6 protein-coding genes and 2 tRNA genes are annotated in these 11382 nt (G+C 60.0%); 2 read left to right on the forward strand and 6 right to left on the reverse strand.

The genetic code is table 11. The annotated features are described in order from the left end of the window. Nucleotides 1–2434: beta strand repeat-containing protein (locus AC1D0I_RS31445; protein WP_477400030.1), on the reverse strand; the 2434-nt coding region annotated here is incomplete at its 3' end. A gap of 358 nt (nucleotides 2435–2792) precedes the next feature. Between AC1D0I_RS31445 and AC1D0I_RS31450 the strand changes: the two genes are divergently transcribed. Further along, nucleotides 2793–3953: a helix-turn-helix transcriptional regulator gene (locus AC1D0I_RS31450; protein WP_477400031.1), complete on the forward strand. Its 1161-nt coding sequence runs from the start codon at nucleotides 2793–2795 to the stop codon at nucleotides 3951–3953. Nucleotides 3954–4086: 133 nt separating this feature from the next. Here AC1D0I_RS31450 and AC1D0I_RS31455 read toward each other — a convergent pair whose 3' ends face one another. The 3 genes from AC1D0I_RS31455 to AC1D0I_RS31465 all read right to left on the reverse strand — a co-directional run bounded on the left by AC1D0I_RS31455 (nucleotide 4087) and on the right by AC1D0I_RS31465 (nucleotide 6384). Beyond that, complete coding sequence (locus tag AC1D0I_RS31455; RefSeq protein ID WP_477400033.1) at nucleotides 4087–5313, reverse strand: glycosyltransferase; 1227 nt, start codon at nucleotides 5311–5313, stop codon at nucleotides 4087–4089. Continuing rightward, the gene (locus tag AC1D0I_RS31460; RefSeq protein ID WP_477228795.1) at nucleotides 5307–5873 is read right to left on the reverse strand and encodes a polysaccharide biosynthesis C-terminal domain-containing protein; all 567 of its coding nucleotides are present in this window, start codon (nucleotides 5871–5873) and stop codon (nucleotides 5307–5309) included. The genes AC1D0I_RS31455 and AC1D0I_RS31460 overlap by 7 nt, the downstream gene beginning before the upstream one ends. Nucleotides 5874–6307: 434 nt before the next feature. Then, nucleotides 6308–6384: transfer RNA gene (locus tag AC1D0I_RS31465), tRNA-Asp, on the reverse strand. Nucleotides 6385–6601: 217 nt separating this feature from the next. On the opposite strand from AC1D0I_RS31465, the gene AC1D0I_RS31470 reads away from it, so the two are divergent. Continuing rightward, nucleotides 6602–6677 (forward strand) — tRNA-Val (locus tag AC1D0I_RS31470). Nucleotides 6678–6797: 120 nt separating this feature from the next. On the opposite strand, the gene AC1D0I_RS31475 is transcribed toward AC1D0I_RS31470, so the two are convergent. After that, complete coding sequence (locus AC1D0I_RS31475) at nucleotides 6798–9059, reverse strand: calcium-binding protein (protein ID WP_457153291.1); 2262 nt, start codon at nucleotides 9057–9059, stop codon at nucleotides 6798–6800. Nucleotides 9060–9193: 134 nt separating this feature from the next. Beyond that, the gene (locus AC1D0I_RS31480; RefSeq protein ID WP_477400035.1) at nucleotides 9194–11137 is read right to left on the reverse strand and encodes a beta strand repeat-containing protein; all 1944 of its coding nucleotides are present in this window, start codon (nucleotides 11135–11137) and stop codon (nucleotides 9194–9196) included. Nucleotides 11138–11382 lie beyond the last annotated feature (245 nt).

An 11382-nucleotide genomic window follows, 5' to 3' on the forward strand; every position in this document is an offset into this window, starting at 1 on the left:
TCGCGTTGGCCAGGCTGTTGCCGGTGGCGTTGATCGAGGCGGCACCGAGCAGCGTCACGTTCTCTATATTGCCCGTGAAGTGGTTGCCATCGCTAAGGTTGATCGAGATGTGGCCGTTGACGGTATCGGTGCCGTTGGCGCCGGCGGTGCTTTCACTGACGATATCGCCGGCATTGTCGACGAAGTAGGTGTCGTCGCCCTGCGCTCCGCTCATCGTGTCGGCGCCGCCTTTGCCGTCCAGTACGTTGTTGCCGGAATTTCCGGTCAGCGTGTTGGCCAGGCTGTTGCCGGTGGCGTCGATGGAGGCCGCGCTGCGCAGTGCGACGTTCTCGATATTGCCCGTGAAGTGATTGCCATCGCCTAGGTTGATCGAGATATAGCCATTGACGGTGTCGGTGCCGTTGGCGCCGACAGTGCTCTCACTGACGATATCGCCCGCATTGTCGACGTAGTATGAGTCGCTGCCCTGTGCGCCGGTCATGGTATCGGTACCGATGCCGCCGTCCAGAATGTTGGCAACATCGTCGCCGTAAAGCTGGTCCGCATGGCTCGATCCGGTCAGGTTTTCGATGAGGGTATAGCTGTCGCCGTTGGCGTCGCCGGTATTGACCTTGTGATTTGAGAGGTTCGCAATGACGCCTGCGGCAGCGCTTGCATAAGAGGCCGTATCGGAACCGTCGCCACCGTTCAGATTGTCCTCGCCGCCTCCGCCGATCAGCACGTCGTTGCCGAGGCCGCCACCAATGGTATCGGCATGGGACGACCCGGTAATCGTATTGGCAAGGCCATTGCCAACGATGGCGATTTGGTCAGTAAAATCTGCCCAGTTGGTGAAAGTTGCGGTCGAGAGGCTGAAATTCGACGCTGTCGCATCGAGGTCTATGTGAAGACCATCGGTGAAGCCCGACCCTATATATGTGCCTCCCAGGGCGGCTGACTGATCGAGGAGATGCAACGTCGTTCCGCCGAAGCTGACGGTGCCGGCATTCGCCAATGCCCGTACCGACGCGCTGTTTCCCGACAGCCCGCCGAGAACGAAAGTGGCCCCTGCGGAAATCGCCAGTCCGGATGAATCGGCAATCGAACCCGACCCGGACAGCACCAATGTTCCCGCCGCTATTGTAGTCTGGCCCGTGTAGGTGTTCAGGCCTGACAGAACCTGCGTTCCCGCGCCGCTTTTTATCAGGTTGAGCTCGCCAAATACCGCCGAGCCGTTCGAGATCACGCCTGCAAACTCCCTCACGTCGTCAAGGGTTACACTCGTCGTCAAGGTGGCCGTGGTAACAGTATCGGCCCGGACTTCGCCGCTGCCGGTCAGTCCGGCGATGGTTTGGTCGAAAGTGCTGATATTGAGCGTCGCGCCAGCTTTTACGTCGACGACACTGGTGGCGCTGAAGGCGTGGTCGGCTCCCGCCCGCAATGTTCCGATCGCGACAGTGGTCGTGCCGGAGTAAGTATTGGCGCCTGACAATGTCAGGGTGCCGGTGCCGATCTTGTTTAACCCTGTATGGCTCACGCTATTCGCGAAAACGCCCGAGAAGATGGAGCTGCCGGCCTCATAGACGTTAGTGACAACATCGGAAAGGCCGTTGTTGGTGATCAAGCCCGCCCCGGTCAGATGGTTCAGTTCCAGATAGTAGCCATTGGCGTCGAGAACCGCTCCGGCCGCAATATTGGTGTTGGCCAGCCCGTTGGTGAAGGACGCGAACGCCTTGTCCACTCTCAGCGTGCCGCCGTCAATGGCAAGCGAGCCCGCATCATTGGCGGTGATGCTGCTTGAGCCAAAGTAAATCGTTCCCTTATCCGTCGCGCTGCCAAAATGCACGGCGGTCCCGGCGCCGCCGAGCGCCGCGAAGGTACCGGTCAACGAAAGTGACGTGCCCGTCTGTGCCCTGATAAATGTTGAAACGCCGGCGAGTTCGATCAGATCGTTGGCAAGTGTCGCGCCGCCTGTAGACCGGAACACGCTATCGCCGGCGAACGTGATGTCTCCCGTTCCAAACGCAGCGGCGCCAAACGAAACTGTGCCTTGATTGATCTGCGTTCCGCCCGACCAGTTGTTGGTCGCATCAGACAGCTTCAGGGTGCCGAGGCCGGATTTGGTTAGGAGTCCCGTCCCAGTAATCTGCCCCTGAACGTCGAGGGTCGTGTTGCCTCCGGTCGTCGCGATCAAGGTTGCCGCATTGAGCTGCAGCGTCAGCGACGACGCCAGCACGCTTGCCTGTAGATTGGAGGTCGACGTTACGCTGATGATCGCACCGCCCGCCTTGTTCATGATGAGCGAGCCGTGTTCGAGACTGTAATTCTCGATGGCGGAACTCGCCAGGTTCAAGGTGCCGACAGTGAACGGACCTTGAACCGCCAGGTCGATGTGATGCGTGACGCTGACGCCTAGATTGTTGAAATCCGCCGTAGCACCGATTGCGTCAGGCACGCCGCCAGTCCAAAATGCAGCGTTGGACCACGCGCCACCCGCAAGACCATTCCAAACCGACATGCTGACCCCCGTCAAAACTGATTCTCAATTGAAGCAGACGTTTCCTGAGTCCTCGCGCCTGGACGCAGTCTTGGAATCCGACGCTACTCAGGGCCAGGGCGCCTTAAATTGACGCGCTCTGGAACCTGCCTTGTGCCGCCCACTAGGCCTGGCGTGTTGCAATGTCGTCACCCGAAAGAATGAGGTCTCTGAAATCCTTCGGCTTGCGTTGAGCTTTTCAGGGCCATGCTGGTATAGGCAGGGCGTGCGGTATCCCTGACTGACAAAAAGGGAAGGCTCTGTTGGGCAGGGGCAAATGTACAGGCTGAGCAACGCGTTGCTTTCATCGATCATCGGCGACATCTACGATAGCGCACTCAATTCGGAGTTCTGGACCGTCGTCATGGTCCGGCTCACGGAGGCCGTCGACGCCGCCTATTCAACCATCGCGCTGGCAGATCCCGGCGATCAGTATGGCCGTTTCGCGGCCCAATCGCCCTGGGATTCGGAGCAAATGCGGGTTCTGCAGCAGGACTACGGCTTCGAGGACATCCCAGGTCTGAAGGCCGTGGTCGTCGGCGACATCGACACACCGTTATCGACATTGTCGAGCATGACTGAAGCCGAACTTCAGCAGTCACCTTTCTACCGGAACTGGGCTGGCCCACAGGGATTGCGCGAGGGCTGCATCACCAAATTCGTGCACACCTCGGATCGGATCGGCCTCGTGAGCTTCACGACACGCGCGAGCAGGGGTGCCGTCACTGCGGAGGAGCAGCGCTTTATGGCGCTGCTTTCTCCTCATTTGCGCCGCGCTTCGCTGATCGGCGACCTGCTCGATCAGGCGCGCGTGACCGCCAGTCTCTATCGCGCGACGCTCGACAATCTTGCGACCGCCGTCGTTCTTACCAGCGCGGATGGCGCGATCCTTTATGCGAACGGCCGTGCCGAGGCGATGCTCTCGACACAGCACCCCATCTTTTCCAGAAGCGGCATCCTCCAGGCACAAAATCCGATAACGGGCCGCGCCCTGCTGGAAGCGATATCGGGAGCCGCTGATGCCGATGCCTCGCTTGGCGCGCGCGGCATCGGCTTGCCCTTGTCCGCGGCCGGCCAGCCCCCAGCCGTTGCCTATGTGCTGCCTTTAACCGAGGGGACCGCGCGCGCGGCTTTCCGTCCCGCATGCGCCGCCGTCTTCATCTCGACGACAACCTCGGCCGCGCCGCCCTCAGAGGCGGTGCTGACGACACTGTTCGATCTCACACCGGCGGAAGTGCGGGTTTTGCTCGCCGTGGGTGGCGGACTGACCACGCAGAAGAGTGCCCTGTCGCTCGGGGTCGGTGAGAACACGATCAAGACCCACCTTGGCCGCATCTATGCCAAGACCAACACGACGCGGCAAGCGGACCTCGTCAAGCTTGTCTCCGATATTGGTGTGCCGCTCAGTCCGGGTGCCGTCCCATTGAACATCGCATGACGGTTGGCGATAACGCGCCCGCCGCTGCCTCGGGCGCCGCCTTCATCGGTGCTCTGCTGGCCAAGGGGTAATGATCACCTTGGCGGCCGGATCGCCGATGCCGCCAACCAAGCTGAGTTCAAGACTTTGAGCCCTATGATTTTTTCGAACGCAAGCTTGTGGAGATCCTGCGCAAGGGGCTGGTGATGCGCCAGCTTGTGGACTGATACAAAGCCGCGATTTGCATTCGGCATGCTTGCAGCGCCTGTTCGATCTCGTCCTTCTCGTTTCTTGTATCCGAAGCGGCGCTCCGTAGCTCGGCGTTGCCTTGGTGAGCCAGATCGAGCTCGGTGCGCAGCCTCGCGATTTCCGGCTGCAACGCAGCTTCCTTGTCGAACGCGTCCGAAGCGGCCCTCCGTAGCTCGGCATTGCCTTGCTGAGCCAACTGCAGCTCATTGTGCAGCCGCGAGATTTCAGACTGCAGCCTCGCCTTCTCGGCCTCGGCGCTTGCCAGCATCGGGCGGGTCGTTTGGACGTCCTCCCAGGCAAGCCGTGCCACCAGATCACCGACCACGCGGCGCATCTGCGCGCTCCAGGCCGCGGGGTCAACGCGCATCAGGCGCGAGTACTCACATTGTTCGTTGCTGCCGTTCGGTATCCAGACGCGCAAGGCTGAAGGCCACCAGCCTGCTCCGTCCGCGATATCAAGAAAAATGGCCAGTTGCCCCGCCTGTGAGTGACGCGAATTTTTCCATTTGGCGCTGAAATGCAGGACGGTTGGGACGCGGCAATAGGTGAGGGGATTGCGCGGGTTCTCGCGCATGATTCGCCGCCACAATTGCCAATCCCCGCCCGATGCGACGTCTTCCGGCCAGACATCGCGCGACGGCAGGCAATCAGCACGATACAGGAAGCAACTGGCGGGTATCGTGTTGCCGACCTCGGTGAACACCCTGAACTCGTCGGCCAGCTCCAGATTGGTCAGGAAGGGTGCTGCGATGCCATCGGTGGAAACCCACAGCGCCTGGCTGTAGGCGATGGCAGCCCCACCCTTGAGGCCATCCGCTAGGATTTCAAGATGATCCGGAAACAGCAGGTCGTCGTCGGCCGCAAAGCCGATCAGGTCGCCGCGGGCCTCGCGCAGCGCGATATTGCGGTTGGCGTAGCCATAGCTCGGCGCCTTGGGCAAATCGAAGAAGCGGATGCGGGCGTCCTGAAAGGCGTCGACCACCTCGGCCGTGCCGGGCGAGCAGCCGTCGCCGACGACCAGGAGCTCAAAGTCCTCGACGGTCTGATCCAGCACCGATTGGATGGCCAGACCGATGACGTCGACGCGCGAATGCGTCGGCATCAGGATGGAAAAGCGAGGCTTGCTCACCATCCCTTCGCGCTGCCGAAATCATAGGGGATGAGATCGGTGTCGATGGGCAGCCGGTACTTGTCGGGATTTGAGTGATCGTACTGTATCGTTGGAAAATTGATGACCACCACTTCGGACGTTCCGATGTTTCGGTCGGCATGCCAGACAAATTTTGGAATATTGACCAGGCGTGGACGATTGCCGGAGAGGTAAACCTTCGAAATCTTGCCATATGTGCTGGATTCGGGGCGAGGGTCATAAAGAACCAGTTCCAGCTCGCCGCTGACCACAAAGTAGCGATCCTCATGCAGCTTGTGCAGGCCCCAGCCCTTCACCAGTCCGGGGCGAATTGTGAAGATGTAGGAGAAGACCAGCGGGTCGGCGTGCCAGCCCCAGCGCGGGTCGTAGACCTCCGTGACGCTACCACGGTCATCATTGTGCCGGATGCTGTCGAAAAACGTCATGCCGTCTACCAGGGGCGCAATGCTGAGCCGCTGCTCGTCAAGAGTCCGTTGATCCCGCTGAGCTGCGGCAAGTGTGGATTCGAGAATATTTGGGCGGATCCCGGAATGATCGCTCATGAACAAAGCCCCCGTTATTTTGATCGAGTCGTCGGATCGGACTAACTCCCACAATTTTCGCGGGATGTCCTGACCGGGCCACTAGCTTCGCATCGCGACGACGACTTTTTTTTGGYGCTGTGCAAAGTTCTGAGCGCGTGGAGCGGCCAGACTTGCCGTTGCAAGCGTGTCAGTTGATCGGAATCTGGATCGGGTGTCGTCTGCGCCGGTATTTCGAATATCCGGCCAAGCCAGTGCCGTTGGGACGGGTTGCAAGAAACAGGGGATGCCGCCCGTGAAGGTATTCAACATCCGTGCGGAGGCAGCCTGCAAGCCGAGGCGCCACCTTCAAAACTCAGACCGGAAAAGGATCCAATCTGCTCTTTCGAGAAAGCATTTCGACAATCAACGTCAACATTTCTCCAAAGCCAAGGGCTTGATACCCTTAGGAGAAATGGCGCGAGTGACGGGGCTCGAACCCGCGACCTCCGGCGTGACAGGCCGGCACTCTAACCAACTGAGCTACACCCGCGCATTGACGAGCACGTGTCAGCCGTGTTCGTCGTTGGGGCGCTGGATAAGGGGTTCGCCACCGGGTGTCAAGCGTAGCAAGACAGCATAACAGCAAACAGGAGAAGGTTTTTTGACAGCCGACGTTTTGTTGGCAAAACCAGCCTCCAACCAGGGCATCCCCGGCTCATTTGGCCTTGCGAAGCCGACCTCGACCGCTTAAAGGTCCGGCCCGGAGCGGGCGATTAGCTCAGTTGGTAGAGCGCTTCGTTTACACCGAAGATGTCGGCGGTTCGAGCCCGTCATCGCCCACCAGATTTCTTCAATCAAAAGCCCTGTGGCGCCGGCACTCCCCGGAGCCAGCAACCGCATAGTCCTTGCTGGGGTCGAGAGCCCGTCACACAGTCCTGATGTGGCGGGCCCATGTAGCGTTCCTCACACCACCACGAAATCCGCGTTTGTCAGCGCCAGGTTTGCGGCCAGAGTGGCGAAATGGATTGAGCCGCCTGCCGCACTGCCGTTGCTGTCATAGGTGAGCCAGCCAGTGTCGGTCTCGTAGATGATGTGGTCGTTGCCATCGCCGGCAAGCCCGGTGGTGTTCTTGACGAACTGCGCGGCCGTCAGCGTGCCATTGCCGCCAAGCGCTGCAAAGATCGCATTGTCGAGCTGGATGGTATCCTCGACCACCGAGAAGTCGGTGATGTGGTCGACATTGGTCGAAGCGTTGAGCGCCGTGGTGAAGACGAAGATGTCCTGGCCGGTGCTGCCGGACAGCGTGTCGTTGCCGCCAAGCCCGTTGATGACATTCGCGCCCGAATTACCGGTGATGATGTTGGCAGTCGAATTGCCGGTGCCATTGATGTTGCCGGTGCTTCTCAGCGCCAGGTTCTCTAGTTCCTGGCCGGACAGGTTGAAGCTGACATAGGCCTGGACATTGTCGGTGCCCTGGCTATTCGCTTCGATGACATGGTCACCGGCATTGTCGACATAGTAGGTGTCGTTGCCGATGCCGCCTTGCAGGGTGTCGGCGCCTTCCTTGCCGTCCAGCGTATCGTTGCCGCCAAGGCCGATCAGGATGTTGACGCCCGAATTGCCGGTGATGACGTTGGCAATGGAATTGCCGGTGCCGTTGATCGAGGCGCCGGTCCGCAGCGCCAGGTTCTCCAACTCCTGACCGGAGAGGTTGAAGGAGATGGTGCTCTGCACGTTGTCGATGCCCTGGCCATTCAGTTCGATGACATGGTCACCGGCATTGTCGACCCAATAGGTGTCATCGCCGGTGCCGCCGCTCATCAGATCGGCGCCGGCGCCACCGTTGAGCGTATCGTTATGGGCTCCACCAAACAGCTTGTCGCTGCCGGCGCCACCGTCGAGCATGTCGTTGCCGGCATCGCCGCTGATCGTATCGTCACCACCAAGACCCGAGAGCGTGTCGGCGCTGGTGCCGCCGTTGATGTGGTCTGCGAAGACATTGCTGCCCTGCCAGATGTCCTTGCCGGCCGTGCCGACGAAGATGGTCGGGTCGAAGATCTGGGCGCGGACGCAGCTGCCGCTGCCATCGCCGGTATCACTGGACTCCCAGGTGGCCACGAAACGGCCATCGGCCAGCGCCGTGGTTGCCGAGTTATACTGAGGGCCAGTTGTCGTCGAATTGACGATGAAGTCGCTGCCGGCCGCTGAACCGTCGGCGTTGTAAAGGTGGGCGCGGATGCAGCTGCCGTCGCCGTCGCCGGTATCACTGGACTGCCAGGAGGCCACGAAGCGGCCATCGGCCAGCACAGTGATCGCGGGGTTATACTGATTACCCGCTGCCGTCGAATTGACGATGAAGTCGCTGCCGGCCGCTGAGCCGTTGGCGTTGTAGATGCGGGCGCGGATGCAGCTGCCTTCGCCGTCGCTGCCATCATTGGACTGCCAGGTGGCCACGAAGCGGCCATCAGCCAGAGCCGTGATCGTGGGGCTATACGGATCACCCACCGTCGTCGAATTGACGATGAAATCGCTGCCGGCCGCTGAACCGTTGGCGTCGTAGATGCGGGCGCGGATGCAATTGCCGTCGCCGTCGCTGGTTTCGTGGGACTCCCACGTGGTCACGAAGCGGCCATCGGCCAGCGCCGTGATCGCAGGGCTAGCCTGATCGCTCGTTGTTGTCGAATTGACGATGAAGTCGCTGCCGGCCGCTGAACCGTCGGCGTTGTAGATGTGGGCGCGGATGCAGCTGTTGCTCCCGTCGCCGGCGTCGTAGGACTGCCAGGTGGCCACGAAGCGGCCATCGGCCAGCGCCGTGATTGCGGGGCTGGACTGATAGCCAGTTGCTGTCGAGTTGACGATGAAGTCGCTGCCGCCCGCACTGCCATCAGCGTTGTAGACGCGGGCGCGGATGCAATAGCCATCGCCGTCGCCGGTGTCACCGGACTGCCAGGTGGCCACGAAGCGGCCATCGGCCAGCGCCGTGATCGCGGGGTTAGATTGATCGCTCGTTGCTGTCGAATTGACGATGAAGTCGCTGCCGGCCGCTGAACCGTCAGCGTTATAGATGTGGGCACGGATGCAGCTGCCAGCGCCGTCGCCGGTATCAGTGGACTGCCAGGTGGCCACGAAGCGGCCGTCGGCCAGCGCTGTGATCACGGGGCTGTACTGACTGTTTGTTGTCGTCGAATTGACGATGAAGTCCTGTCCGATGCGTCCGATAGGCATGGCTTGTTCCCTTTCGCTGCCGGCGCGGTGGAAAATGGCCAGCAGCTGGCGTCGCGTACTGGCATGAACGGAATTCGGTGAGCGCGGTGAAGATCGTTACAAGGTGCGTTGTTGGGACTGCGCACAAGCTGCGTTCAGATCACCACGAAATCGGCGTTGGTGAGCGCGAGGTTGGCGGCCAGTGTGGCGAAATGGGTTGAGCCGCCAGCGGCACTGCCGTTGCTGTCATAATAGAGCCAGCCGGTATCCGTCTCATAGATGATATGGTCGTTGCCGTCGCCGGCAAGGCCAGTCGTGTTCTTGACGAACTGGTCGGCGGTCAGCGTGCCGTTGCCGCCAAGCGCTGCAAAGATCGCATTGTCGAGGTGGATGGTGTCTTCGACCACCGAGAAGTCGGTGATGTGGTCGACATTGGTCGAGGCGTTCAGCGCCGTGGTGAAGACGAAACTGTCGTTGCCGGTGCTGCCGGAGAGCGTGTCATTGCCGAGGAGGCCGTCGATGACGTTGTTGCCGGAATTGCCGGTGATGATGTTGGCGGTCGAGTTGCCGGTGCCGTTGATCGAAGCCGCGCTGCGCAGTGCCAGGTTCTCGAGCTCCTGTCCCGACAGGTTGAACGACACGAAGGCCTGGACATTGTCGGTGCCCTGGCCGTTGAGCTCGACGACATGGTCTCCGGCATTGTCGACATAGTAGGTGTCGTTGCCGATACCGCCTTGCATGGTGTCGGCGCCCGCCTTGCCATCCAGTGTGTCGTTGCCGCCCAGGCCGGTGAGCGTGTTGACGCCCGAATTGCCGTTCATCGCGTTGGCCAGGCTGTTGCCGGTGGCGTTGATCGAGGCKGCACCGAGCAGCGYSACGTTCTCKATATTGCCCGTGAAATGGTTGCCGTCGCCAAAGTTGATCGACATAAAGCCATTGACGGTATCGTTGCCATCGGCGCCAGCCGTGCTTTCACTGACGTGATCGCCGGCATTGTCGACATAGTAGGTATCGTTGCCCTGTGCGCCGCTCATGGTGTCGGCGCCGCCTTTGCCGTCCAGTACGTTGTTGCCGGAATTGCCGGTCAGCGTGTTGGCCAGGCTGTTGCCGGTGGCGTTGATCGAGGCTGCGCTGCGCAGTGCGACGTTCTCGATATTGCCCGTGAAGTGGTTGCCATCGCCAAGGTTGATCGAGATATAGCCATTGACGATATCGGTGCCGTTGGCGCCGGCGGTGTTTTCACTGACGATATCGCCGGCATTGTCGAAATAATAGATGTCGCTGCCTGCACCACCTGCCATGAAATCGGACCCGATGCCCCCGTCAAGCAGATCATTTTGGCCCGAACCAATCAGGTGGTCGCTGCCCGCGGTGCCATTTACGTTGATAGTCTGGTGAGCGCCGCCCCAATTGTCGAACGTCACGCCTGAAAGATCGATATTTGTTCCGTTGACACTCAGCACCTGGGTGTTCGCTGAGTTGCCGACAACCCGATTGATATGGCCCGCGCCGATTTGCTGCGAACCAAAAATGGCCGTAAAATCGAAGCTTATCGAACGCAATATTTCCATCTCAGTGATAGTCGAGGTGGAGAAATCGTAGGCGCTCCCGGCTCCCCCATTGACATCAATGGTGTCGTTACCTGCTCCACCGTCAAAGGTCGAACCAGCGCGGGCTGCATCTGTTGGCTGAAACAAGAAGAAGTCGTCGCCGAAGCCGCCATGGATGATGTCGACGCCACCACGGGTATAGAAGGTATCCATCATGCTCGAACCGGTGACGGTGTCCGCGCCGCTGGTGCCCAGGAAATTAATCATATCGCTTGGAGGACTCCAGCCACTGAAGGTCCATGCCTGCGCCGAAAAACTGCCTCCAGCGATCAGGCGTACATCGAACTCGTCACCATTGCTGCTGCCGTTAATGGCGACCGAATTTGAGATTTTTCCCGGACCAAATTGGCTGGCACTGAAAATTGCCGCAGCAAATCCCGGCCCCGTGAAATTGATAGCAGTAATATTGACAAGATTGTCTGGGGCGTAATCATGTGTTGTGGCGACGTTGAGGACAGACATGTGTTCTCCAAAGCACTGGCGTGGCATCCATGATGGGCGTCACTTTAAAAGTTATTTTGGTATCTAGTGCGATGCGGTCTAAGTGCGCTCTGTATCTGGCCGATGTCGCCGAAAGTTTTCTGACAATATTTCGTGCCGGCAAGGGGCCCCTGCCGTCCGTCCGTATCGAACGTTTTCGCTCTGTTGATCGGCTGGCCTGAAAGCCGGGAATAGCTCGCCATTCCCGCCACGATCAAACGCAATGACGATGATTACGCTTCAGGTTTTTCTGC

This window comes from Mesorhizobium sp. P2_D1 (assembly GCF_056404455.1).